This is a genomic window from Afipia sp. P52-10 (assembly GCF_000516555.1).
GTDB lineage: Bacteria > Pseudomonadota > Alphaproteobacteria > Rhizobiales > Xanthobacteraceae > P52-10.
In genome coordinates this window covers 320,191-345,113 of sequence record NZ_AZSJ01000003.1, presented here as the reverse complement: position 1 = coordinate 345,113, position 24,923 = coordinate 320,191, and the positions used below count along the sequence as shown (strand labels likewise).

General features: G+C 60.4%; 17 protein-coding genes. 14 read left to right on the top strand and 3 right to left on the bottom strand.

Features of this window, described 5'->3' with window-relative positions; translation table 11 throughout:
- Position 1: 1 nt before the first annotated feature.
- Positions 2-889 carry a DMT family transporter gene (locus X566_RS03000; protein WP_034463303.1) on the top strand — a complete coding sequence of 296 codons (888 nt, stop codon included), beginning with the start codon at positions 2-4 and terminating at the stop codon, positions 887-889.
- Positions 890-1,039: 150 nt separating this feature from the next.
- Positions 1,040-1,735, top strand: coding sequence for a GntR family transcriptional regulator (locus X566_RS02995; RefSeq protein WP_081740028.1), 696 nt, complete (start codon positions 1,040-1,042; stop codon positions 1,733-1,735).
- A 32-nt stretch (positions 1,736-1,767) separates the two neighbouring features.
- Here the strand turns inward: X566_RS02995 and X566_RS02990 are convergent, their stop codons facing one another.
- Positions 1,768-3,372, bottom strand: a complete 1,605-nt coding sequence (locus X566_RS02990; RefSeq protein WP_034463300.1) for an ABC transporter substrate-binding protein — start codon at positions 3,370-3,372, stop codon at positions 1,768-1,770.
- Between the two features lie 227 nt (positions 3,373-3,599).
- Between X566_RS02990 and X566_RS02985 the strand changes: the two genes are divergently transcribed.
- Together X566_RS02985 and X566_RS02980 are read left to right on the top strand one after the other, a co-directional pair.
- The gene (locus tag X566_RS02985) at positions 3,600-3,785 is read left to right on the top strand and encodes a hypothetical protein (RefSeq protein WP_034463299.1); all 186 of its coding nucleotides are present in this window, start codon (positions 3,600-3,602) and stop codon (positions 3,783-3,785) included.
- Between the two features lie 4 nt (positions 3,786-3,789).
- Complete coding sequence (locus X566_RS02980; protein ID WP_034463298.1) at positions 3,790-5,214, top strand: amidase; 1,425 nt, start codon at positions 3,790-3,792, stop codon at positions 5,212-5,214.
- A 61-nt stretch (positions 5,215-5,275) separates the two neighbouring features.
- Here X566_RS02980 and X566_RS02975 read toward each other — a convergent pair whose 3' ends face one another.
- Positions 5,276-5,980 carry a cysteine hydrolase family protein gene (locus X566_RS02975; RefSeq protein ID WP_034463297.1) on the bottom strand — a complete coding sequence of 235 codons (705 nt, stop codon included), beginning with the start codon at positions 5,978-5,980 and terminating at the stop codon, positions 5,276-5,278.
- 194 nt (positions 5,981-6,174) lie between these two features.
- Between X566_RS02975 and X566_RS02970 the strand changes: the two genes are divergently transcribed.
- From X566_RS02970 to X566_RS02925, 10 genes are all read left to right on the top strand, one after another.
- Positions 6,175-7,104: an ABC transporter permease gene (locus X566_RS02970; protein WP_034467700.1), complete on the top strand. Its 930-nt coding sequence runs from the start codon at positions 6,175-6,177 to the stop codon at positions 7,102-7,104.
- Between the two features lie 22 nt (positions 7,105-7,126).
- A complete protein-coding gene (locus X566_RS02965; RefSeq protein ID WP_034467698.1) occupies positions 7,127-8,029 on the top strand; it encodes an ABC transporter permease in 903 nt (300 codons plus the stop codon).
- Positions 8,030-8,039: 10 nt separating this feature from the next.
- The gene (locus X566_RS02960; RefSeq protein ID WP_034463296.1) at positions 8,040-9,107 is read left to right on the top strand and encodes an ABC transporter ATP-binding protein; all 1,068 of its coding nucleotides are present in this window, start codon (positions 8,040-8,042) and stop codon (positions 9,105-9,107) included.
- A 1-nt stretch (position 9,108) separates the two neighbouring features.
- Complete coding sequence (locus X566_RS02955; protein WP_244434665.1) at positions 9,109-10,137, top strand: ABC transporter ATP-binding protein; 1,029 nt, start codon at positions 9,109-9,111, stop codon at positions 10,135-10,137.
- Positions 10,138-10,194: 57 nt separating this feature from the next.
- On the top strand, positions 10,195-11,796 hold the full coding sequence (locus tag X566_RS02950) for an ABC transporter substrate-binding protein (protein ID WP_034463295.1): 1,602 nt from the start codon (positions 10,195-10,197) through the stop codon (positions 11,794-11,796).
- Between the two features lie 417 nt (positions 11,797-12,213).
- Positions 12,214-12,894: a gluconate 2-dehydrogenase subunit 3 family protein gene (locus tag X566_RS02945; protein WP_244434664.1), complete on the top strand. Its 681-nt coding sequence runs from the start codon at positions 12,214-12,216 to the stop codon at positions 12,892-12,894.
- On the top strand, positions 12,894-14,657 hold the full coding sequence (locus tag X566_RS02940) for a GMC family oxidoreductase (protein WP_034463294.1): 1,764 nt from the start codon (positions 12,894-12,896) through the stop codon (positions 14,655-14,657). The genes X566_RS02945 and X566_RS02940 overlap by 1 nt, the downstream gene beginning before the upstream one ends.
- On the top strand, positions 14,654-15,940 hold the full coding sequence (locus X566_RS02935) for a cytochrome c (RefSeq protein ID WP_034463293.1): 1,287 nt from the start codon (positions 14,654-14,656) through the stop codon (positions 15,938-15,940). Before X566_RS02940 ends, X566_RS02935 begins: the two co-directional genes overlap by 4 nt.
- A gap of 390 nt (positions 15,941-16,330) precedes the next feature.
- Complete coding sequence (locus X566_RS02930; RefSeq protein ID WP_081740205.1) at positions 16,331-21,949, top strand: HAMP domain-containing protein; 5,619 nt, start codon at positions 16,331-16,333, stop codon at positions 21,947-21,949.
- A gap of 8 nt (positions 21,950-21,957) precedes the next feature.
- The gene (locus tag X566_RS02925; RefSeq protein ID WP_152539779.1) at positions 21,958-23,832 is read left to right on the top strand and encodes an HWE histidine kinase domain-containing protein; all 1,875 of its coding nucleotides are present in this window, start codon (positions 21,958-21,960) and stop codon (positions 23,830-23,832) included.
- 253 nt (positions 23,833-24,085) lie between these two features.
- Here the strand turns inward: X566_RS02925 and X566_RS02915 are convergent, their stop codons facing one another.
- Positions 24,086-24,868: an SDR family oxidoreductase gene (locus X566_RS02915; protein ID WP_034463287.1), complete on the bottom strand. Its 783-nt coding sequence runs from the start codon at positions 24,866-24,868 to the stop codon at positions 24,086-24,088.
- Positions 24,869-24,923 lie beyond the last annotated feature (55 nt).

Here is a 24,923-nt window from a genome sequence, read left to right as displayed (position 1 = left end):
AATGGCAGGCGAGCCTGGAGCGAAGGCTCGAAATCCGTATCGCGGCCTGCTGCTGATGTTCCTCGGACTGGCTCTGTTCTCGGTTCTGAATGGAGTAGTAAAGGCGCAGGCTGAGACATTTCCGATCAATCAGATCGTCTTCTTCCGGAATGCCGGCGGCGCGCTGCCGCTGCTGCTTATTCTGTTCTGCTCTGGAGAGTTCCGCGGGATGACGCGGTGTTCACTGCCGCTACAGCTCTTGCAAAGCGCGGTCATGACCAGCGGAATTCTGCTGACCTTCACCGCATTTCATCGCATGCCCCTGGCCGACGTCATGGCGATCGGTTTCACACAGCCGATCGTCATCGCGCTGGCATCAACCGTTTTCCTCGGCGAGCGGATCGGCCGCGCGGGCTGGGTTGCGGTGCTTTTGGGTCTGGTCGGGGTGCAGATCATGATCGGACCGGCCGGCATCGGCATGAGCGTTAGCGTGCTGATTGCGGCTTGTGGCATGATCTGCAGTGCGACATCGATGATGCTGCAGCGGCGGTTGACGATGCATGATACGCCGCTCGTGATCACCACCACGTTCATGGTGCTGTCTTCGCTCGCGTTGTTTCCAAGTCTGTTCGTTTTCTGGGCGACGCCATCGCTCCTCCAGTTCGCAGGGCTGCTTGCGATGGGATTGGCATCAGGCCTGCTGCAGCTGGTGATGGTGCAGGCGCTGTACCACGCATCGGCGGCGACAGTCGCGCCTGTCAGCTACACCAATATGCTATGGGCGGTGCTGATCGGCTATGTCTGGTTCGGCGACGTGCCGACAGTCGCCGTTCTGGCGGGAGCATGCGTGGTGATCGTCGCCACTGGCATCTTGGTGCGATCAGCGCGTGCCCGCTCCAATTCTGCCTAGAAAATGAACAGAAGCGGCAGGGATTGATGCGTTGACATTATGTATCGCGGACCGACACAGTCGCCGCAAAACTGGGATTTGAGGCCGAGAAGAGGCGAGATCAATCGCCCGACTTGAAGAAGCGCCACCGGAGGCGAAAGGGAGCGGGTGATGGCTACGCGCGCGATCGAGATAGCAACAAAGATTCGCGAGGGTGTTCTGAACGGGGACTACCCCGGCGGGATGCGGATGAACGAGGTTGATCTTGCAACCGCATTGGGCGTTTCGCGCACGCCGGTCCGCAATGCGCTATCGACGCTCGGCGCGGAAGGGCTGCTCGATTACACGCCCAATAGCGGCTATGTGGTTCGGACCTATTCCTCTAGGGATATCTCCGACATCTATGACGTGCGCGCGGTGCTGGATGGCTTGGCTGCGAAAACCCTTGCCGAGCAGGGCTTGTCCGACGCGTGTCGCGGCGTCTTGCATAAGCTCATTACCGACGGCGCCGATCTGGTTGCGCGGAGACGTTGGTCGGATCAGGTTTGCAGCCGCTGGATCGCGATCAATGAAGCATTTCATGCAACATTGATCGATGCTACGGACAACGCACATCTGCGGGCGATGTTTCGCAAGGCGAAGGATATTCCGTTGGTCAATGAGCTGCGGTTTCGCTGGTTCGATGGCAACGATATGAGCCAATCGCAGAGTGAACATAGCGAAATCTTTCATGCCATCGTCAACAAACAGGCCGTCAGGGCCGAGGCGTTGACGCGGGAGCACACTTATCGGTCGGGACGACGGATCGTCGAGCATTGGCGGGAGCTGGAGATCAAGCGTCGCGATATCCACCGCGATGTGGCCTGACGCCGTGCGGCATCAGGCCGGATCCGTTGCCGTCAGTTGCCGATGCTGATCGTCGTGAAGTCCTGATACCAGCTCTGAGCGGGTCGGAAGCCCTTGACCTTCTTCGACATCGCGCGCGGATTGAGGTCGTGCACGACGAACAGCCACGGCGCCTCGTCAACGACGATCGCGTGCGCCTTGGAAAGAAGCTCAACCTGCTTTTCCGGGTCGAATTCCACCTGGGCCGCAGTCATCAGCCTGTCGGCTTCCTCGTTTTTCCAGTGGCCCCAATTCCAGTTGGCGGGCGTATAGGATTCCGAATGGTAGTAGCGATAGAGCGTGGAGGGGTCGGTGAAACTCAGGCTGATGTTGACGGCATCGACCCCGAGTGACGCTTGCGCGTTGGGCGCGCTGCGGGCAGCCACCAGCATCGTGCCCCATTCGACGACCTCGAAATCGAGGTCGAAGCCGAGCGGCTTCAGCATCTGCTGCATGAGCTCGTTCATGGGAAGCGGCAGCATCTGTCCGGAGCCCGCTGTTGATACCATCACCTTGACCTTGACCGGGTTCTTGGGGCCATAACCGGCTTCCGCCAGGAGGGCCTTGGCCTTCTCGGGATCATACGTGTATCGGTTCTGCGGATTGCCGAAGAAGGCGCTGTCGGGCGGGTAGAGACCCGCCGCGGGCTTGGCGGTTCCGTTCAGCAGCTTGACCAGTGCGTCCCGGTCGACGGCATAGTTCAACGCTTGGCGCACGCGCTTGTCGCGAAACGGCGACTTCTCGCTTTCGGTGTTGAGTTCATACGGCCATGTGTGCGGATAGGGCTTGAGACTGATCTCGAAACCCGCCTGTTTGAGGCTTGGAATGGCATCCGGGGGCGGCACTTCGATCCAGTCGACCTGTCCGGATCGCAGCGCCGCAAGCCGCGTGGTGGGCTCCGGCATTGGCATGACGATCATCTTGTCGAGCTTTGGAATTCGCTCTTTGTCCCAATAGTCGGCATTGCGGATCAGTTCGGCAGAGACAGACGGCGTTACCTTGGCGATCTTGAACGGTCCGGTCCCGGAAGGCTGTTTGGCAAACTCGATCCAGTTGCGGCCCGCCTTTTCCCATTGTGCCGGACTGACGATGAACATGCGGGTTAGAACATAGGGGAAGAAAGCAAAAGGCGTCTTGGTGTAGATGGCGAACGTTTCGTCGTCGATCTTCTCCCAGCGATCCAGCATCGAGAGCTGCGAACGGACGATCGGTGAGGCGGGGGCATCGAACTGTGGCGACTTCTCATCGAAGATGCGCCCGAGATTGAATATGATCGCCTCGACCGTGAGCGGACTGCCGTCGTGGAATTTCACACCCTGCCGTAGTTTGAAAATCCATTTGGTCTTGTCGGTCTCGTCGATCGTCCATTTCGTTGCCAGGCCGGGCCGGATATTGGCGATTCCGTCGAGGTCTTTCGCCAGCTCCCAGTTCACCAGCGCATCGTACGCGGTGAAGCCGAGAAAGCGCGCGCCTTCGCCGCCGTTGTTGGGAATGCCGCCGGTGGTTGGCACGTCGACTGACGTCATGGCGACTCTCAAGGTTCCTTGTGCCTGTGCGACGCTCATTCCGGCCGTCACGGTGAGCAGTGCGGCGGAAAGGGCCATCAGTCGATTGAGCATGATCTGTATCCTCGTTGATCCCGGCTTGGCGGTGCGAGCCGACACGAGAACGACGATGCAGGGTCCATGCCAATGGATACAAAATGAGCAATCGCGACTTATTTCCGCGATTTATGCGAGGGCTCCATAGCTGCCAATCGCTGAATGGATACATCGTGGTCCCTTGCTTGCATTGTGTGTTCCGGCGCGCCGCAGCGTCATCACGCAATGAAGCAAGGGCCTTCACCATGAGCGAAGCGATTCCATCCGACGTCTTTCGAACTCTCATCGAGACGACGGGATTGACGTTAACCCCCGAGCAATTCGACGAATTGCGGTCTGCCTATCCGAAGATGAAAGCCATGATGGCGCGCCTGCAAGGCCCGCGCGACGTGTCGGTCGAGCCTGCGCTCGTGTTCTCGGCGAGGGCATAGGCTGATGACTTCTGATCCTACGCTTTTGACCATTGCCGAGGCATCTGCTCTCTTTGAATCCAAGGCGTTATCGCCGGTGGAGCTGGCCAAGGCCTGCATCGCCAAGACGGAAGCGATCGACGGCACGCTGTCGAGTTATATCACTTTTACGCCGGAGGCTGCGCTGGACGCGGCCAAACGCGCTGAAGCTGCGATCATGAGCGGCAAACGCCTATCGCCGCTACAGGGGATTCCGATCGGCCTGAAGGACATCTACGATACGGCCGGCGTCGCGACCACCGGTCACTCGCGTCTGATGCAATCGCGTGTGCCTGCCGACGATGCAACGACTGTCACCAAGCTGAAGGAGGCGGGAGCTGCCATCACCGGCAAGCTCGGAACCTGGGAGTTCGCCATCGGCGGTCCGTCGTTCGATCTCTTTCATCCGATCGCGCGCAATCCCTGGAATCCCGAACATCAAACCGGCGGGTCGTCTTCCGGATCGGCTGCTGCCGTTGCCGCAGGCCTCGTGCTTGGCGCAATGGGAACCGACACGGGCGGATCGATCCGCAGCCCATCGGCACTTTGCGGCATCTCCGGCATCAAGCCGACCTACGGCCTTGTGTCACGCAAGGGCGTGCTGCCGCTGTCGCAGTCACTTGACCATGCGGGCCCGATGGCCTGGACGGCGCGCGACTGCGCGATGATGCTGCAGGTGCTGGCGGGTCACGATCCTGCCGATCCAGCATCGGCGCGAGAAGCGATCCCTGATTACACAGCCATGCTGGGGCAGCCGGTGAAAGGACTGAAGATCGGCGTGGTGCGCCATTTTTACGAGAAGGATCATGTGGCCACTGAGTCCGTGCGCGGAGCGGTCGAGGACGCGGTCGCCGTCTTCCGCGATCTTGGTTGCAGCATCCACGATGTGGTCCTGCCGCCGTTGATCGAGTTTGCCGCGGTCAATCTGACCATCATGTCGGCTGAGGCCTACTCGATCCATCAGCAGCACTTGATCAAAACACCGGAGCTGTATGGCGAAATCTGTCGTGACCGGGTGATGCTGGGAAGCCTCGTCAGCGGAGCGGATTATCTGAATGCGCAACGGCGTCGGCGCGAGCTTTGCGAAGAGGTTGCTCGTGCCATGGCCGACGTCGACGTGCTGCTGACGGCGGCCTCGCCGTTCCCCGCACAGAAACTTGGCGAGGTGCCGAAGTGGCTGATGTACGAAAAGCCCAGCATCACCGCGCCGTTCAATGTCACGGGATTACCGGCGATGGCCACATGTGCGGGGTTCGATGCGGCCGGACTGCCGCTTTCGATTCAGATCATCGGCAAGCCGTTTACGGAAGCGGTGGTGCTGGCGCTTGCTGATGCGCATGAGACGGCGACGGCGTGGCGTTCGCGCAGGCCCGCAATTGCCACCGATTGGCAATCGAAGGCTGCGGCCTGACAACTATTGCTTAAGAAAGCAGCGGATCGATGATCCGCTGTTACTCAGTCGAGAGGAGGTATCACTCCGCAGCTTGGGTGACGTTCTTCTGGTCGAGCAGGCCGACGACCTCTGCCGCAGTGCGGACGTCGGCGAAGATCGATCGCATGTTGCCCAGTGTACCGTTGTGTTCGGCATCGGTATGCGTAGCGCAGCCGTCGGCAACGAAGATGACCTTGTAATTCATCATCATCGCGTCTCGCGCGGTTGACTCGCAGCACACGTTGGTTGCGGTTCCGGTGATGATCAACGTGTCGATCCCGCGTTCCTGAAGGATCGCATGCAGGTTCGACGATCCCTCGACAAATGCACCGAAGCGGGACTTCTTCACCTTGAGGTCGGCATCAGTCACCTCAAGCCCTGGCCAAAGCTGATGTCCGAAGCTGCCTTCCGCGAATGCATCGTCCATGCGCTGCCGTCGCTCGGCATTCGAGAAGTAGTCAAACCAGATTGGCCACGTTTGATGCGCCGTTGCATCGATCGTGTGCTGAAGGAACACATTGAGGGCACCGTTTGCCCGACACGCAGCACTGATGCTGTTGACGTTGGGAACGATCTCGCGTGCGGTGACGATCTCGGAAGGCTGGCCGGGGGCCATGAAGCCGTTCTGCAGATCGACAATGATATGAGCGGTGCGACTTGGATCGATACTGTCGAAGATCTTGATGCGTCCACGCCGCTGCAGGCTTCGTTCGTCCACGTAAGTCGGAATGTTGATTTTGTGCATGGTTGTCTCCGTTACGGTTGGTAACGCAGGCAGTCCTTGCAATTCGTGCGCCATCGAAAATGCAAATGCTGAAGGATCGGCGCGTTGGATACAATTTATGCATCCATGAGATCGTGCCACGCGTTTGACGGGCCGTTTCTGCTGGCACAGCGCTTGCAAGTATCCAATCGTAACAATGCCGGAGTTGGATGCTGATGTTTCTGTTTGCAGTCCGTCGCCTGTTTCAAGCTGTGCCGATCCTGCTCGGCGTCTCGCTTGTCGTGTTCGGCCTCGTCCATCTCGTGCCGGGGCATCCGATCGATCTGCTGCTGCCGCCGGAAGCATCACCGGAGGTGATCGCCCGGATGAAGCAGGAACTCGGCTTCGATAAGCCGCTCTATATTCAGTATGCCGTCTGGCTCTTGCGTGCGCTCGGCGGCGATCTCGGTGTTTCGATCTTTTCCGGTCAGCCTGTGGCGAGCGAGATCGTGCGGGCGCTCTCGAACACAATGTTGCTTGCGATGCCCGCCGCCGTGCTCGGGTTCTCGGCGGGAATCTTGCTGGGCCTGCTTGCCGCCTTCAACAGCGCAACGTGGCTCGATAAACTCTTTTCGGCGATGGCGATCGCCGGCGTCAGCCTTCCACATTATTGGTTCGGGATCATTCTCGTGGTGATCTTCTCGGTGACGCTCAACGCGCTACCAGCGCAGGGCATGGGGGACGGCGGCTTCGATCTTCTTGTCCATCTGCTTCTCCCGGTCGTAACTCTATCGTTGATACCGATGGGCGTCGTCGCCCGTCTCGTTCGCGCGACGGTGCTCGATATCCGCAGCCAGGAGTTCGTCGGTGCGCTTGAAGCCAAGGGACTGAGACCGCGCCGCATTCTGCTGCATATCATCAAGAATGCAGCGCCTCCCGTTCTCGCCGTGATGGGATTGCAGTTCGGCTATCTGCTCGGCGGGTCGATCCTGATCGAGACGGTGTTCAACTGGCCCGGTTCGGGCAACCTGCTCAACCTTGCGATCTTCCGGCGCGACATCCCCGTTCTGCAGGGGACGATTCTGGTGCTGGCATTCTTCTTCGTCGTTCTCAACCTGCTGGTCGATATCGCGCAGGCGATCATCGATCCGCGTATTCGTCGATAAATTGGGGGGCGATGTGACTGACGTGCCGGCCGTTTCATCCAGCAATACCGAAGTCGTAATCGCGCCGCCGCTCAATTCCAATGCCGGCTACTGGCGGAATGTCTGGGGGCGCCTCAAACGTGACAAGGTCACGATGACGGTGACGATTATCCTTCTGATGATCGTTGCGATCTCGGTTTTCGCGCCGTTCGTGACCAGTCACGATCCCTATGCAGGCAGCATCCTGCGTCGTCTCAAGCCGATCGGCACCCCGAATCATTGGCTCGGAACCGACGAGACGGGGCGCGACGTGTGGAGCCGCATCGCTTACGGTGGTCGGCTGTCGTTGCTGTCCGGCGTGCTGCCCGTCGGCATCGCGCTGCTGATCGGCGGTTTGCTCGGCGTGATCGCGGGATATGCCGGCGGCTGGGTCAACACAATGATCATGCGGACAATGGATGTCTTTTACGCCTTTCCGTCGATCCTGCTGGCGATCGCCATCTGTGGCATTCTCGGTAGCGGTTTCACCAATGCCATCCTGGCGTTGTCGATCGTCTTCATTCCGCCCCTGGTGCGCATCTCGGAGAGTGTGACCGCCCAGGTCCGTTCGCTGGACTTCGTCGATGCTGCCAAGGCGAGCGGCACGACCACTACCCAGATCATCCGTCACCACATTCTCGCGAACGTGCTCGGCACGATTCTGGTTTACGCGACGAGCCTGATCAGCGTTTCGATCGTGCTGTCGGCGGGACTTTCCTTCCTCGGCCTCGGTGCGAAGCCGCCGGAAGCCGAATGGGGATTGATGCTGAATGCGTTGCGCCAGGCGATCTACGTCCAGCCGCTCGTGGCGGCCATACCAGGCGTCATGATCTTCATCACGTCGATGTGCTTCAACCTCATGAGCGATGGCTTCCGTACCGCCATGGATATTCGTCACGAGCAGTAAGGAATTCCGTATGTCGTCGTTCCAGGCTTACTTTCCGCCAGCACCCGAGGAAGTCCGCGGCGGTGCCGCACAGCCGCTGCTGATCGTGCAGAATCTCAAGAAGTATTTTCCGGTGCGCGGCGGAATTCTGAATCGTGTCACCGCCCAGGTGAAAGCGGTCGATGATGTTTCGTTCGAGATCAAGAAAGGGGAGGTGCTCGGCGTCGTCGGCGAGTCCGGCTGCGGGAAATCCACCACCGCGCGCTTGATCATGCAGTTGATCGTTCCCGATTCCGGAACGCTCATCTACGATGGCGATCCGGTCGGGCATGTGCGCGGCATCAGTGTCGCGGCCCTGCGTCGTCAGGTCCAGATGGTGTTTCAGGAGAGCTTCGCCTCCCTCAATCCTCGGCTGACGATTGCCGATTCGATCTCGTATGCACCGAAAATGCATGGCCTGCCGCCGGCGGAGGCCGACGCGCGAACAGAGCGGCTGCTGCGCGAGGTGGGCCTGAATCCGTCACAGTACATGCGGCGCTATCCGCATGAGCTGTCGGGTGGTCAGCGTCAGCGCGTCAATATCGCGCGCGCCTTGGCTTTGCAGCCGAAGCTGTTGATTTTGGACGAGTCGGTGTCGGCACTCGACAAGTCCGTCGAGGCTCAGGTGCTGAACCTGCTGGTCGAATTGAAGGAGAAGTTCGACCTCACCTACATGTTCATCAGTCACGACTTGAATGTCGTCGAGTTCATCAGCGATCATGTGATGGTGATGTATCTCGGCAAGGTGGTGGAGACCGGGCCGGTCGATGAAATCTACAGCAATGCGCGTCATCCCTATACGCGGGCCTTGCTAAAGTCGAAGCCCAGTTTCGATCCGAACTGTCGCACGCGTGAGATGCCGTTGACGGGCGATCCGCCGAGCCCGCTCAACCCGCCGTCGGGGTGCCGCTTCCGCACACGCTGTAAGTTCGCAGAGGATATCTGCGCGTCGAGGGAGCCATCGCTTGTAGCGACGCCGGATTCGCCGCCGCGCCACCAGGTAGCATGTCACATATTTAGTCCGGCTTCCGGGCACAGTCAGGCCATCGCTGGAGCATGACATGTTGAAAACAGAGCTTTCCTCCGCCGCAGCTATGCCGGTGTCCCAGTCTCCGGCGGTTCAGTTGGAGAATCTCACGGTCGAGTTCGTGCGGCGTGAGCGGACGGTCAAAGCGGTCAACGGCGTCAGTCTGACGCTTGCGCGCGGCGAAATCCTGACGATCCTCGGGGAGTCCGGGTCCGGTAAGAGCGTGACGTTGCGCGCGCTGATGGGCTTGATGCCGGATTATGCGCGCCTGAGCGGCAAGGTTTCGGTGATGGGACGCGATGTTGCCGCGATGAGCAAGGCCGAGCGTTCGGCAATTCGCGGACCGGTGATCTCGATGATTTTCCAAGAGCCAATGACGGCGCTCGATCCGGTGTTCACCATCGGCGACCAGATTGCGGAGATTCTCATCACTCAGGAGGGCATTGATAAGCGCAGCGCCACGAAACGAGCTCTCGAACTGCTCGATCTGGTCTGTATTCCGTCCGCAGCTCGCCGATTGAAGAATTATCCGCACGAGATGTCCGGCGGCATGCGCCAGCGGGCGATGATCGCGATGGCGTTGGCGTGCAAGCCCTCCGTATTGCTGGCCGACGAGCCGACGACGGCGCTCGACGTGACCGTGCAGATCCAGATTCTGCTTTTGTTGCGGCAATTGCAGGCCGAACTCGGAATGGCCGTCGTGTTCGTCACCCATGACGTCGGGGTCGCCGCGGAAATTTCCGACAAGGTGGGGGTGATGTATGCCGGGCGCCTGGTGGAAACCGGCTCGGTCTCCGATGTGCTCGGCGCACGAAAGCATCCTTATACGGAGGGGCTGCTCGCATCGACGGTTCATGGCGGTATGCGCGGCAAGCCGCTCGAAATGATCCGCGGACAACCGCCGAATCTTGCGACGCTGCCGCCGGGCTGCGCATTCGCGCCGCGTTGCAATTACGCGCTTGACCGCTGCCACAAGGAGGATGCGCAGGACATCGTGCTGGGAGAGGGGCGGGTGGTTCGCTGTATCCGCGCCGAACCTGACGCCTCCGCGGTCCGTAACTGACGTCTCATCGTCAAGTCTGCCCGCCTACGGGCCAACAACACGAAGGATAACGAAAACATGTCCAGGTCCAGAGTCGTCGGCGCGCTCGCGGGTGCCGTCATCCTTGTAAGCTTTGCGACAGCGATAGCGCAGGCGCAGACGTTGCGGATCGCGATGACCGCGTCCGATGTGCCGACCGTGGGCGGCATTCCCGACAACGGCAGCGAGGGCTATCGCTTCGCGGGTTATCCGATTTACGACGCGCTGGTGAATTGGGATTTCAGCAAGCCGGAGGAATTGGCGGATTTAACGCCGGGGCTGGCCACCGCGTGGGAAGCCAATAAGGATGATCCGCGTCGCTGGGTGTTCACTTTGCGCAAGGGCGTCAAGTTCCATGACGGCACTGATTTCAACGCCGATGCCGCAATCTGGAACTTTGATCGGATCTTTAACGAAAAGGCACCGCATTACGACGGCGCGCAGGCCGCGATCGTCAAAGTCTCACTGCCGATGCTCGACAAGTACGAGAAGATCGATGACGATCGTATCGTGATTACAACCAAGATGCCGTTCAGCCCGTTTCCATACCTGATAACCCGCATCTTGTTTGTTTCTCCGACACAGTTTGCCAAGGCCGGCAGCAACTGGGCCGCCTTCGGTAAACAGCCGGCGGGGACAGGCCCCTTCCGGGTGACGAAGGTAACGCCGAGCGTCTCGATCGAACTCGCCCGTAATGAGGGCTATTGGGACAAAGAGCGCGTGCCGCGGGTGGAGAAGCTGGTTCTGCTGCCGATGCCCGAGGCAACGACCAGGTTGGCCGCGCTGCGTTCGGGCCAGGTCGATTGGATCGAGGTGCCGCCGCCGGACGCGATCCCATCGCTGAAATCCGCCGGCTTTCAGATCAGCCTGAAGCCCTATCCGCATCTCTGGCCGTGGGTGTTGAGCGCCACGGGTGACTCACCTTTCAAGGACAAACGTGTGCGGATGGCGATCAATTACGCGATCGATCGCGAGGGGTTGGTGCAACTGTTGAACGGAACGGCGAGGCCCGCGACGGGATTTTACGATCCTGCGCATCCGGCGTTCGGCAAGTCCGAACTCCGCTACACCTATGATCCCGCCAAGGCGAAAGCTCTGCTCAAGGAAGCGGGCTTTGGACCCGGGAAGCCGGTGAAAGCAAAGGTGATGATCTCCACATCGGGCTCCGGTCAGATGATGCCGATTCCGATGAACGAGTTCCTGCAGCAGAATCTCAAAGAGGTCGGCTTCGACATCGAGTTCGACGTGGTGGATTGGGGCTCGATGCTGGTTGCGTTTCGCAATCCGCCGACGTCGGCGCTCTCGCGCGGCGATCATGCCATCAATATCAGTCTGCCGTTCGGTGATCCGACGCTGGTGTATCGGTTCTTTCACTCAAGCGCGATGCCGCCAAACGGGTCGAATTGGGGCAACTATAGCAATCCGAAGGTGGACCAGGCGCTCGACCAGGCCTTCCAGACGTTTGACCCGGCTGAGAGGGACAAGCTGATTGGCGAAGCCCATGCCGAACTCGTCGATGATGCGGCCTGGCTTTACATCGTCCACGATCTCAATCCGCGCGCGATGTCGAAGAAGGTTAAGGGATTCGTCCCGGCGCAGAGCTGGTTTCAGGATCTGACGCACGTCACCGTCGAGAAATGACGCATGTTCGCGCTTCGTGCCGGACGTGAACCTCCGACGGAAGCCATCGTCCGTCTCATGCGAAGTGGACGGGTGGAGGCAGCATGCTTCTACCGCCGAAGCTGATCGTTGACGTTCAATGATAGCCGGTTTGATGCATGGATCGCCGTCCCGATCCATGCATCGCCGTCAATTCTCCATCGCGCTGGCGTCCGGATGATGGAACAAACCATGCTGGACGCGCGTCTCTGACAGAGCGAAGATGATGGCAGGGCCACTAAGGCACAGGCGGCGAACCGCCATCATTCGGATCGAGGAGGGACGATGTCTCGTACTGACGATTCCGCGTGGACCAAAAATTCCTGTCTCTCCGCCAAGAAAACCAAACAATCCAAGGGCATAACACGTCGTAGTCTGTTGGCGAGCGCCGCGGTCTTGATGACGACCGCAAATGCCGGGGCGCGCGTTGTGACCAAGGTGTTGCCATGGCAGCCGAACGAGGCCTATCCAGTCGCGCCGGTGACGGGCGATGGCTACCTGTTCTTCTCTCCCACCGAGGCGGCCATGGTGGACGCCATCGTCGAGCGCCTGATTCCGGCCGACGAGCTCGGCCCCAGTGCCAAGGAAGCAGGCGTAACGATCTTCATCGATCGGCAACTGACCGGTCCCTATGGCGGGCATGACTGGCTCTACATGCAGGGCCCGTTTTCATCGACGCCCTTGCCATCCCAAGGACTGCAGTCGCCGCTGACACCGCGCGAGCAGTACCGCCTGGGCCTTGCGGCTCTCGCGTCTTACTGCACGGCGACGTTCGCAGGTCGTGGATTTGCCGATCTTTCGCCAGAGGAGCGGGATAAGCTGCTGACGCAAATGGAGCGCGGCGAAGTGAAGTTTCCGGGCTTCGACGCCAAGGCCTTATTCTCCGCCATCCTCGGCAACACCATGGAGGGCTTCTTCTCCGATCCCATCTACGGCGGCAACCGCAACATGGTGGGCTGGAAGCTCGTTGGGTTTCCAGGAGTCCGTTACGACTTCCGCGACGTGATGGACAAGCCGAACCAGGAATACACGCTTCCGCCGGTGGCTTTGCGCGGGCGTGCTGCATGGGGAGAGCGCTGATGGCTCGCCGTCGTCCACGCAAGGATGTCGTCGTCATCGGTCTCGGTTGGACCGGATCGATCGTTTCCTATGAACTGGCTCACCAAGGGCTTGAGGTCGTTGCGATCGAACGCGGCCCGTGGCGCGACACGGCGACCGATTTCAATATCGGCACAGCTCCGGACGAACTGCGCTACGCGGTGCGTCACGATATTTTCCTGCGGCCGAAGCAGGAAACGCTGACCATGCGCAACAACGTCTCGCAGACGGCGCTGCCGATCCGCAAGTGGGGAAGTTTTCTGCCCGGCAACGGGGTTGGCGGCGCAGGCGTGCATTGGAATGGCCAGACGTGGCGCTTTCTGCCGGACGATTTCCGCATTCGCAGCCATATGACTGAACGGTATGGCGAAAGCATCCTGCCGGCCGACAATCATATCCAGGACTGGCCCGTCAGCTACGACGAGCTCGAGCCGTACTACGACAAGTTCGAGTATCTCGCCGGCATCTCCGGCAAGGCCGGCAACATCAAGGGGCAGATTCAGCCCGGCGGCAACCCCTTCGAAGGAGCGCGCGCACGCGACTATCCGACGCCACCGATGAAGCAGGGCTATGCCCAAGACCTGTTTACCAAGGCGGCGTCGAACCTGGGCTTGCATCCATTCCCGCGCCCCTCCGCTAACATTTCCGTCGCCTATACCAACACCTACGGCTGCCGGATGGCACCCTGCACCTATTGCGGCTTCTGCGAACGCTTTGGTTGCTCAAACTACTCGAAGGCAAGCCCGCAAACCTGCGTTCTTCCCGCACTGGTGCGTGAACCGACGTTCGAGGCGCGAACCGATTGCGAGGTGACGAAGGTCAACCTGTCCAAAGACGGCAAGACTGCGACCGGCGTCACCTATGTCGATCTCAGCGGGGAGGAGTGGGAACAGCCGGCAGACCTCGTGCTGGTCTGTGCCTACAGCCTCTTCAACGTGCGATTGTTGCTGCTTTCGGGCATCGGCAAGCCTTACGACCCGCAGCGCAATGAGGGCGTGGTTGGGCGCAACTATGCGTATCAGACGGGCTCGGGGGCGACAGCCTTCTTCGAGGATGCGAAGTTCAATCCGTTCGCGGCCGCCGGTTCACTCGGAGCTGCGGCCGACGATTACAACAGCGACAACTTCGATCATGCTCCGCACGGCTTTGTCGGCGGCGCATCGATCACCTGCGCTTATACCAACGGCCGGCCTATTCTCTATCGGCCGACGCCGCGCGGCACGCCGACATGGGGAAGCGCCTGGAAGAAGGCGGTGCGTGATACCTATCAGCGTGTCGCCAGTGTCGGTGCCCAAGGCAGCGTGATGAGCTATCGCGGCAATTATCTCGATCTCGATCCGACCTACAAGGATCCGCTGGGCAGGCCGTTGATGCGAATGACGTTCGACTATCAGGACAACGAGCGGAAGATGGCCAATTGGATGGCCGAGCGGTGCGATGAGATCGCCAAGGCCATGGGCGCGAAGCAGACCCAGGTGAACCGCCTCACCGGTCCATGGTCGGTCGTGCCGTATCAGACGACCCACAACACCGGGGGCGCGGTGTTCGGAAACGATCCCAAGACAAGTGTTCTCAATCGCTATCTTCAGTCATGGGATGTCCCGAATGTGTTCGTGATGGGCGCATCGGCGTTTCCGCAGAACGCCGGCTACAATCCGACCGGAACCGTCGGCGCGCTGACCTACTGGGCGATCGATGGAATTCGGAAGTATCTGCAGTCTCCTGGTCCTCTGGTGCAGCTATGATGCGGATCGGTCAGCTCCGTTCGAAACGGGTGAGCTCGAGGGCCTGGCTGCGGTGGGCCCTGATCCTCGCGTGCTCTCTCATGTCTCCTCAGGCGTTCGCGGATTCCGACAACTACGTGGACGTAACGCGAGGCCGGGCCTTGACGACGGCGGGAGATTGCGTGGCCTGTCACACCGCTCCCGGTGGCCAACCGTTTGCCGGAGGGCTTGCGCTGCAGACCCCCTTCGGCCCGATCATGACGCCGAACATCACCCCTGATGAGGCGACCGGCATCGGCAACTGGACCAGCGATGACTTTGCGCGGGCGATGCATGCGGGACGGCGGCCGGATGGTTCATACCTCTATCCAGCATTTCCATATCCCTATTACACGAAAGTCTCCCGCGAGGATGTCGATGCGATCTACGCTTACCTGAAGACGCTCTCACCCGTCTCCAACAGCGTGAACCGCAGGACATTGCCGTTTCCGTTCAACATTCGCATGGCGATGATCGGATGGAACGCGTTGTTCTTCACACCGGGACGTTTCGTGCCGGACCCAAAGCGCACGGATGAATTCAATTGGGGCGCCTATCTGGTCGAAGGTCTCGGGCATTGCGGCGCCTGCCATACGCCCATGAATGCCTTTGGCGCGAACAAGGCTAGCCAATATCTCCAAGGCAATCAGATCACCGGTTGGACGGCCCCGAATATAACCAACGATGCCCGGCTGGGTCTTGGCAACTGGTCCGTCGAAGACATCGTGCAGTATCTCAAGACCGGCCAGACCCGCACAAGCTATGCCAGCGGACCGATGAAGGAGGTCGTGGAGAATTCGACCTCGAAGATGTCCGACGCTGATCTCAAGGCGATGGCCGTCTATTTGAAGGAGCGTGGCGAGGCTGGTGCGGCGGCGCCCGCGCCGGTGGCGGCGTCCGATCCGCGAATGCAGGTCGGCGAGGCCATTTTCATCGACACCTGCGCTGCATGTCACACCCGATCCGGTGATGGCATCGGTCATATGTTTCCCAAGCTTGCAGGCAATGCGGTGGTGAACCAGGACGATCCGACGACGCTGGTGCGTATCATCCTTGCCGGAACGCAAGGGGCGGCGACCGACGAGAATCCGACCGCACCGGCGATGCCATCCTTCGGCTTTCGTCTGACCGATGATCAGGCTGCTGCCGTCGTCACCTACATTCGCAATAGCTGGGGAAATGCCGCTTCGGCAGTTGGTGCGGATACGATCAAGAACATCCGCAGCCAAGCGTCTGTTCCTGTGCAGCAGGCTGGCGCGCGATGAGCTGCGCATCGCCGGTTACGGCCCGCCTCTAATTGGCAGGAATGCACGAAGGGTTTCGTCCGAGAGCGGACGAATTTTGCCCGTATTTTCCGATCGCTTCATCTTCTGAGCGCTTCGCTGTGGAAATTGTCGCGACGATGGAACCATTCGCGCGCCCAAACGTTCAAGCCATGTTTTAGCCCTATTCCGGCAGGGAACCAACCGCAAACTCCTGCAAGAATCCGCGTCGGATCAAGCGCGGCTGTCCGTATGCATGCGGCGGGCGACGTATAAACTTCGGAAGGTGCAACGATGCCGAGCAGTGCTGTCTCCGAACGTTCGGCTGAAGGCGGCTTGACCGAGAAGGTTGATAGTTCATTCCTGCCTGAACTTCTGAACGCGCTGCAGGCGATGAAGAGCGGGGACTTCTCTGCCCGCATGAGCGGCGGGGGCGTCGGGCTCGAAGGCAAGATTGCCGATGTCTTCAACGAGATCATCGCCGCGAACCAGCAGATGGCCAATCAGCTCGATCGGGTGGGGCAATCTGTCGGCCGCGAAGGCAAGACCAAGCAAAGGCTCAAGCTCGGGCTATCGGGTGGTGCCTGGGGCGACATGGAGACCTCCGTCAACGGACTGATGGATGATTTGCTGTGGCCGACCACCGAGGTTACGCGCGCAATTGCAGCGGTGGCGCGCGGTGATCTGTTGCAATCGGTTCCGCTCGATGTCGATGGCCGCCCACTGAAGGGCGAGTTCCTGCGTTCGGCGACCATCGTCAACACCATGATCAAGCAATTGAACGTGTTCACGTCGGAAGTGACACGTGTTGCGCGCGAAGTCGGAACGGAAGGAAAGCTTGGCGGCCAGGCGCAAGTCTCGGAAGTGACGGGCGTCTGGCGCGATCTGACCGACAGCGTCAACTCGATGGCGAACAATCTGACCGGACAGGTTCGCAACATCGCCGAAGTGACCATAGCGGTCGCGAACGGAGACCTGTCCAAGAAGATCACGGTGGACGTGCGCGGCGAGATCCTCCAGCTCAAGGAAGCCATCAACACGATGGTCGATCAGCTTCGATCGTTCGCATCGGAGGTGACGCGTGTCGCACGGGAAGTCGGAACCGATGGCAAGCTCGGTGGCCAGGCGATCGTTCCAGGCGTCGCCGGGACCTGGAAGGATCTAACTGACAGCGTCAACGCCATGTGCGGAAACCTGACGGCCCAGGTGCGTAACATCGCGCAGGTGACGACAGCGGTCGCGCGCGGTGACCTGTCGCGCAAGATCACCGTCGATGTCCGCGGCGAAATTTATGAGCTCAAGGACACCATCAATACGATGGTCGACCAGCTCAATGCGTTTGCCGGCGAAGTGACGCGCGTCGCGCGCGAGGTGGGAACCGAAGGCAAGCTCGGCGGCCAGGCGCAAGTGCCGGGCGTGGCTGGAACATGGAAGGATCTGACCGACAACGTCAACTTCATGGCCGGCAATCTCACGGCCCAGGTGCGAAACATCGCCGAAGTCGCGACTGCGATCGCCAATGGCGATCTGTCGAAGAAGATTACGGTCAATGTCAGCGGCGAAATTCTTCAGCTCAAGGAAACCATCAACACGATGGTCGATCAGCTCAATGCATTCGCGGGCGAGGTGACGCGCGTCGCCCGCGAGGTGGGAACGGAAGGGCGGCTCGGCGGTCAAGCGAACGTTCTCGGCGTTGCCGGTACATGGAAGGATTTGACCGACAGCGTCAACTCGATGGCGAGCAACCTCACGGCGCAGGTGCGAAACATCGCGGGCGTCGCGACGGCGATTGCCGGCGGTGACCTGTCGCGGAAGATCACGGTGGATGTTCGCGGCGAGATGCTCGAGCTCAAGGACACCGTCAATACGATGGTGGATCAGCTCAATCGATTCGCCGGCGAAGTGACGCGCGTTGCGCGCGAGGTGGGTACCGAAGGGAGACTGGGCGGTCAGGCCAACGTGCCCGGCGTCGCGGGAACATGGAAGGATCTGACCGATAACGTCAACTCGATGGCATCGAACCTGACCGGGCAGGTGCGTAACATCGCCGAGGTGACGACGGCGGTCGCGCAGGGAGATCTGTCCAGAAAGATCACCGTCGACGTGAAGGGCGAAATCCTCGAACTAAAGAACACCATCAATACGATGGTGGATCAGCTCAACGCATTTGCCGGCGAGGTGACACGCGTTGCCCGTGAGGTCGGTACCGAAGGCAAGTTGGGCGGACAGGCGGAGGTGCCTGGCGTCGCCGGCACCTGGAAGGATCTGACCGTCAACGTCAACTTCATGGCGTCCAACCTCACCGCGCAAGTGCGAAACATCGCCGAGGTCGCGACGGCGATCGCCAACGGCGATCTGTCGAAGAAGATCACGGTGGACGTCCGCGGCGAGATTCTGCTGCTGAAGGAAACCCTCAATACGATGGTGGAGCAGTTGCGCTCCTTCGCTGGTGAGGTGACGCGCGTTGCGCGCGAGGTTGGAACCGACGGGCGGCTCGGCGGCCAGGCGGTGGTGCCGGGTGTGGCCGGTACGTGGAAGGATTTGACCGACAACGTCAATCAGCTTGCGGGCAATCTGACGACGCAGGTCCGTAACATCGCCGAAGTGACGACGGCTGTCGCCCGCGGCGACCTGTCCCGTAAGATCACCGTCGACGTGAAGGGCGAAATCCTCGAACTGAAGAACACCATCAATACGATGGTGGATCAGCTCAACGCATTCGCTTCCGAAGTGACGCGTGTTGCCCGTGAAGTCGGCACAGAGGGAAAACTGGGCGGTCAGGCCCAGGTCTCGGGCGTTGCCGGAACATGGAAGGATCTCACCGACACTGTGAACGTCATGGCTGCGAACCTCACCGAGCAGGTTCGCGGCATCGTCAAGGTGGTGACCGCGGTTGCAAACGGCGATCTGAAGCAGAACCTGACCGTCAAGTCGAAGGGGGAGGTCGGCGCGCTGGCCGACACCATCAACGATATGATCGGCACGCTCGCGCTGTTCGCTGATCAGGTGACGACGGTTGCGCGCGAAGTCGGCGTCGAAGGCCGTCTCGGCGGACAGGCGATGGTTCCTGGCGCTGCCGGCACATGGAAAGACCTGATCGGAAACGTCAATTTGCTTGCGGCGAACCTGACGACGCAGGTGCGCGCCATCGCGGAGGTCGCAACCGCCGTGACGAAGGGTGACCTCACGCGATCGATTCAAGTCAATGCGCGCGGCGAGGTGGCCGAGCTCAAAGACAACATCAATACGATGATCGACAATCTCCGATTGACGACGGACCGCAACACCGAGCAGGATTGGCTGAAGACCAACCTCGCGCGCTTCACCAACATGCTGCAGGGTCAGCGCGATCTCGCTACCGTCGGACGGCTTCTGCTGTCGGAGATGACCAAGCTGGTAGAGGCGCAGCTCGGCGTCATCTACCAGATGACCGGTGATAACGCGCAGACGCTCAGGCTTCTATCCTCCTACGCAGGCGACGGCAGTTTTGGACATCCCGATGTGATCCGGCTCGGCGAAGGTCTGGTCGGGCAGTGCGCTCTGGAGAAGCGGCGCGTTTTGATCGAGCAGTTGCCGGCGCATGCGGTTCCGATAGGGTCGTCCCTCTTCAAGGTCGTTCCCCAGAACGTGGTGGTTCTGCCGATCGTTTTCGAAAATCAGGTCAAAGCCGTGATCGAGCTCGCATCGGTCAAAGCCTTCACCGCATCGCAGATCACCTTCCTTGAGCAACTTACCGAAAGCATCGGGATCGTTCTCAACTCGATCGAAGTCACCATGCAGACAGAGGCGCTGCTGAAGCAATCGCAGACGCTTGCCGGTGAATTGCAATCGCAGAAACGAGAGCTGCAGGATACCAACGACCAGCTCGAACAGAAGGCGCAGCAGCTTGCCGAGCGCAACGTCGATGTGGAGCGGAAGAATCAGGAAATCGAGCAGGCGCGCCGGGCGCTTGAAGAGAAGGCGAGCGAGCTCGCGCTGACGTCGAAATACAAATCCGAATTCCTTGCGAACATGTCGCACGAGCTGCGGACGCCGCTCAACAGCATTCTGATCCTCGGGCAGCAGTTGACGGAGAACCCGGAAGGCAACTTGAGCCCGAGACAGGTCGAATTCGCGCGGACGATCCATGGCGCGGGCACGGATCTTCTGAACTTGATCAGCGATATTCTCGACCTGTCCAAGATCGAATCCGGTACGGTAACCGTCGAAGCCGAGGAAATCGTCCTGAAAGCGTTGCTTGATGCGATCGCGCGGCCGTTCAAGCATGAGGCGGAAAGCCGCAAACTTTCGTTCGATGTCGAGCTCAGCCCCGCGCTCGCTCGCACCATCACGACGGACTCCAAACGATTGCAGCAAGTTCTCAAGAACCTGCTGTCGAATGCTTGCAAGTTCACGGCGCAAGGCGGTGTGCGGTTGAAGGTCTCGCCGGTTTCCGGTGGATGGAGCCCGCATCATCCGGTGTTGGGGGAGGCTCCGGAGGTGCTCGCGTTCGAGGTCGAGGATACCGGCATTGGCATCCCGCTCGACAAGCAAAGGATCATCTTCGAGGCGTTTCAGCAGGCGGACGCGAGCACGAGCCGCAAGTATGGCGGCACCGGACTGGGGCTGGCAATCAGCCGCGAGCTTGCCGCGTTGTTGGGCGGAGAGATACAACTTCGCAGTATGCCGGGGCGGGGAAGCTGCTTCACGCTCTATCTCCCAACGCGATATGCCGGAGCATCGACATCTTACCCGGCCGATCAGCGGCCACCGGCCGTGATGCAGACGAAGCCGAGTGGCGAAACGCAAAATCGACCCGTCGAGCGCTTGGTCGACGATCGGAGCGAAATCGAAGCGGGCGATTCGATTTTCCTTATCATTGAGGACGATCTGCATTATGCGAAGATCATCGCCGATCTCGCCCACGAGAAAGGCTTCAAGGTTCTCGCCGCCGCGAGAGGCGTCGATGCACTGGAACTGGCCAAACAGTTCCAGCCGACCGCGATCTCGCTGGACATCTTCCTGCCGGATATGCTCGGCTGGACCGTTCTCAGTCAGCTGAAGCAGAATCCATTAACGCGACATATTCCTGTGCAAGTGGTGACGCTGGATGAAGACAGGCAACACGCATTGTCACGCGGGGCCTTCGCGTTCCTGACCAAGCCGGCCACGAGCGATGGAGTGGAGAATGCGATCGTCAGGATCAAATCGTACGCGGGGCAGAAGCGAAAGCGGCTTCTCGTCGTTGAGGACGACCCGTCCGAACGAATGAGTATTGCGGCCTTGTTGGGACACGACGACATCGAGATTGCGACCGCCGGAACCGGCGCGCAAGCATTGGAGGCACTGCGGAAAACGTCCGTCGATTGTCTCGTGCTGGATCTCAAGCTGCCTGATATGTCCGGCTTCGACGTACTCGAGGCGATGCGGGCCGACGCCGTGCTATCGGAGATTCCGGTCGTGGTCTTCACCGGTCGCGAACTGTCGGATCAGGAGGACGCCAGCTTGCATAAGATGGCGCGGAGCATCGTCGTTAAGGGCGTCGAGTCGCCCGAACGTCTGCTGGACGAGACCTCGCTGTTCCTGCACCGCGTGGTGACAGATCTGCCGGCCGAGAAGCAGCAGATGCTGGAGAGGTTGAACGGTACCGACGAGGATTTGGTCGGGCGCACGGTGCTGCTCGTCGATGACGATGCGCGCAACATCTTCGCGTTGAGCAGCGTACTCGAGCGGCGTGGCATGCATGTCCTGACGGCGACGACCGGCCGGGAGGCGATCGATATCCTCGGCTCGACAGACGACGTCGCGATCGTGCTGATGGATATCATGATGCCGGAGATGGATGGTTACGAGACCATTGCTGCCATCAGGCGCAATTCCGCCTTCCGCCGTTTGCCCATCGTAGCGCTGACTGCGAAGGCGATGAAGGGCGATCGAGAGAAGTGTCTTGATGCGGGCGCATCGGACTATCTGGCCAAGCCCGTGGATACCGAGCAATTGCTCGCCGCTCTTCGGCTATGGTTGCACCGGTGAGGCAGGCGATGGGCCCGACTGACAAGGTCAACATCCTTCTGGTCGACGACCAGCCCGGAAAGCTTCTGAGCTATGAGGCGATTCTCGGTCCATTGGGCGAGAACCTGTTGACCGCGCGTTCCGGTCGCGAAGCGTTGCAATGCCTGCTGCGCTCCGAGATTGCGGTGATCCTCGTCGATGTCTGCATGCCGGAACTCGATGGCTTCGAATTGGCCGCGATGATCCGTGAGCATCCGCGCTATCAGAAGATTGCAATGATTTTCATTTCAGCGATCCATCTGTCCGATCTCGATCGGCTGCGCGGATATGAGATGGGCGCCGTAGACTATGTGCCTGTGCCGGTGGTGCCGGAAGTGCTGCGCGCGAAGGTCAAGATCTTCGCCGAGCTCTACCGGAAGACCAGGCAGCTCGAACACCTGAATTCAGAGTTGGAGCGGCGGGTTCAGGAGCGCACGGCGGAATTGGAGGCATCGACCGCGCAGTTGATGGAGAGCGAGCGCAGGCGCAGCCTCGCCTTGGCCGCCGCACAAATGGGCTCATGGCAGTGGGATAGCGTGTCGGGCGCCTATCACTGGGATGCGGGGCTTTGCCGGATCTTCGGTGTCGATCCCGAGACGTTCACGCCGACCTCGGCGAATATCCGCGCCATGATCGTTCCCGATGATTGGTTGAAGCTCGACGCCATCATGAGCGATCTGCAGAACGGCGGCGAGGCGCATCATATCGAATTTCGTATCCGTACGGCGACCGGCGCGACGCGCTGGTGCATCGGCAGTGCCGCGGCAACACGGAACGCTGCCACGGGCGCGGTCCAGATCAGCGGCGTGATCATCGACATCTCGGAGCGGAAGGCGGCGGAGGAGCGTCAGGAGCTGCTTGCGCGCGAAGTCGATCACCGCGCGAAGAATACCCTGGCCTTGGTGCAAGCGCTGGTGCGTCTCACACGGGCGACGACGATGAAGGAGTTCGTCTCGGCAGTCGAGGGGCGGATCCAGTCGCTCTCCCGAGTCCACTCGATTCTCTCGCAGTCGCGATGGGAAGGGGCGAGCCTTTCGGGCCTGATCCATGAGGAACTCGATCCCTTTACGCAGGGAAACCCCTCGCGAATTGGCATGGATGGGCCTGACATCTTCCTGAAAGCAGGCACGGCGCAGACGCTGGCATTGGTGCTGCACGAGTTGGCGACCAACACGGCGAAGTATGGGGCCTTGTCGACACCGGAAGGCCATGTGCAACTCGACTGGCGTATTGACGATCGAGTGTTGCGAATGGAGTGGCGTGAGCGCGGCGGCCCGCCGGTTTCTGAACCGAAGCGGAGAGGGTTTGGAAGTGCGGCGATCGTTGCCGGCGTCAAGCAACAGCAGGGTGGGAACGTAGTGTTCGATTGGCAGCGCGAAGGGCTCCGCTGTTCTCTCGAGGTGCCGCTGCAGGATGCTGTCGCCGGCAGATCGGTGAAGTCGTTGGGCCGGAAGAGGGACGTGCCGAGTGGGCGGGCGGCGTCTTCGAAACCGTCGATCATGATCGTCGAAGACGAAATGCTGGTCGCGCTATCTCTGCAGGAATCGCTCACCTCGCTCGGGTATCGAACCGTCGGCCCCTACGTCCGGCTCGGGGAAGCGCTTGCCGCCGTGGACGTCCAGCCCGTCGACTTCGCAGTTCTCGACGTCAATCTCGCCGGTGAGCTCGTCTACCAGCTCGCCGATGTTCTGAAGCGAAAGAATATTCCGTTCGTGTTCACGACAGGGTACGAGTCCATCATGATCGAACCGCGGTTTCGTGGGCACCCGGTGTTGCAGAAGCCGGTGGTCAAGGTTGTGCTGGAGAATGTGCTGGCTGAGCATTTCCGGCGCGCGGATGCTGTCAGCGCCAGTGTCGCCAATTGACGATTGACGTCATCGTGGGAGACCAGGTGGATCTGGAGGTGCCCGGCTGCGAGTTACGGCGCGAGGCACCACCGAGCCCGGGCGATTTCATCCAGACGCAGTTCAAGGCGCCATGCCAAGTGGTAATGCGTAAAGTCAAAATGGTAAGACCCGGCCAGGACGGGCCGGGTCTCTTGTTCGGCGTGGATGGCTCTGCGTAGTTTCGTGTTCCGATTGCCGCCCGTATGGACCAGATGATTTCGGAATGTCGAACTCAGCCCTTGGCGGGGGCTCCGTAGGTTTTGTCGCGGAGCCGCCGCATCCCGGAAAGCCACCGGTCCATGCCTGAGGCCTTGCGTTGCATGTAGGTGTGCACGGTCGGGTGGGAGAGGATCAGGAAGCGCTCCTCTTCCATCGCTTCGAGGACGATCTTGGCGACCTCATCCGGCAACATGACGCCGTCGACGCGAGCAGCGCTTGGACCTGGCGTGGTCATGCCGGTCTGGACCGATTGTGGGCAGAGGACGGACACGCGAATACCGCGGTCGCCGTATTGAATGGCCAGATGTTCGGCCAGCGCGACCGCGGCATGCTTCGTCACGCCATACGGCATCGAGTTCAGCGAGGCGAGCAGCCCCGCGGCGGAGGCCGTGTTCAACAGGTATCCGGAGCCCCGTGCCAGCATGCCGGGCACCAGCGCGCGTGCGGCAAAGACGTGGCTCATGACATGGACGCGCCAGCTCACGTCCCAGTCGGCGTCGGAAGCGCTTTCCTGTCCTTTGCGGGAAAGTCCGGCATTGGAGTAGAAAACATCTACGGGGCCGAACTTGGCTTCGGCGGCCGCGATCAGGGCCTTGATCTCGGCCTCGTTCGCGACGTCCGTCGGCACGGCCAGGCCGCCGATGTCGTTCGCGACCTGGGTGAGCCGGTCACCAGAGGATTTGAGGTCGGCGACGACCACGCCGCGCGCGCCTGCTTTTGCATAGGCTCGAGCGACGGCTTCGCCGATGCCGCTGGCGCCACCTGTTACGACGCAGACCTTGCCTTTGGGATGCATAGCTTCCGACCCTCTCGTTTTTGTTTGGTGTGGAACGCAGTTATCCCGGGTTCGA

Bases quoted from the DNA above. Each gene is read 5' to 3' on its own strand.
- X566_RS02915 (WP_034463287.1), bottom strand. From the start codon at position 24,868: ATGCATCCCAAAGGCAAGGTCTGCGTCGTAACAGGTGGCGCCAGCGGC.
- X566_RS02950 (WP_034463295.1), top strand. From the start codon at position 10,195: ATGTCCAGGTCCAGAGTCGTCGGCGCGCTCGCGGGTGCCGTCATCCTT.
- X566_RS02945 (WP_244434664.1), top strand. From the start codon at position 12,214: ATGACGACCGCAAATGCCGGGGCGCGCGTTGTGACCAAGGTGTTGCCA.
- X566_RS02925 (WP_152539779.1), top strand. From the start codon at position 21,958: ATGGGCCCGACTGACAAGGTCAACATCCTTCTGGTCGACGACCAGCCC.
- X566_RS02980 (WP_034463298.1), top strand. From the start codon at position 3,790: ATGACTTCTGATCCTACGCTTTTGACCATTGCCGAGGCATCTGCTCTC.
- X566_RS02935 (WP_034463293.1), top strand. From the start codon at position 14,654: ATGATGCGGATCGGTCAGCTCCGTTCGAAACGGGTGAGCTCGAGGGCC.
- X566_RS02955 (WP_244434665.1), top strand. From the start codon at position 9,109: ATGTTGAAAACAGAGCTTTCCTCCGCCGCAGCTATGCCGGTGTCCCAG.
- X566_RS03000 (WP_034463303.1), top strand. From the start codon at position 2: ATGGCAGGCGAGCCTGGAGCGAAGGCTCGAAATCCGTATCGCGGCCTG.
- X566_RS02995 (WP_081740028.1), top strand. From the start codon at position 1,040: ATGGCTACGCGCGCGATCGAGATAGCAACAAAGATTCGCGAGGGTGTT.
- X566_RS02975 (WP_034463297.1), bottom strand. From the start codon at position 5,980: ATGCACAAAATCAACATTCCGACTTACGTGGACGAACGAAGCCTGCAG.
- X566_RS02930 (WP_081740205.1), top strand. From the start codon at position 16,331: ATGAAGAGCGGGGACTTCTCTGCCCGCATGAGCGGCGGGGGCGTCGGG.
- X566_RS02960 (WP_034463296.1), top strand. From the start codon at position 8,040: ATGTCGTCGTTCCAGGCTTACTTTCCGCCAGCACCCGAGGAAGTCCGC.
- X566_RS02970 (WP_034467700.1), top strand. From the start codon at position 6,175: ATGTTTCTGTTTGCAGTCCGTCGCCTGTTTCAAGCTGTGCCGATCCTG.
- X566_RS02940 (WP_034463294.1), top strand. From the start codon at position 12,894: ATGGCTCGCCGTCGTCCACGCAAGGATGTCGTCGTCATCGGTCTCGGT.
- X566_RS02985 (WP_034463299.1), top strand. From the start codon at position 3,600: ATGAGCGAAGCGATTCCATCCGACGTCTTTCGAACTCTCATCGAGACG.
- X566_RS02990 (WP_034463300.1), bottom strand. From the start codon at position 3,372: ATGCTCAATCGACTGATGGCCCTTTCCGCCGCACTGCTCACCGTGACG.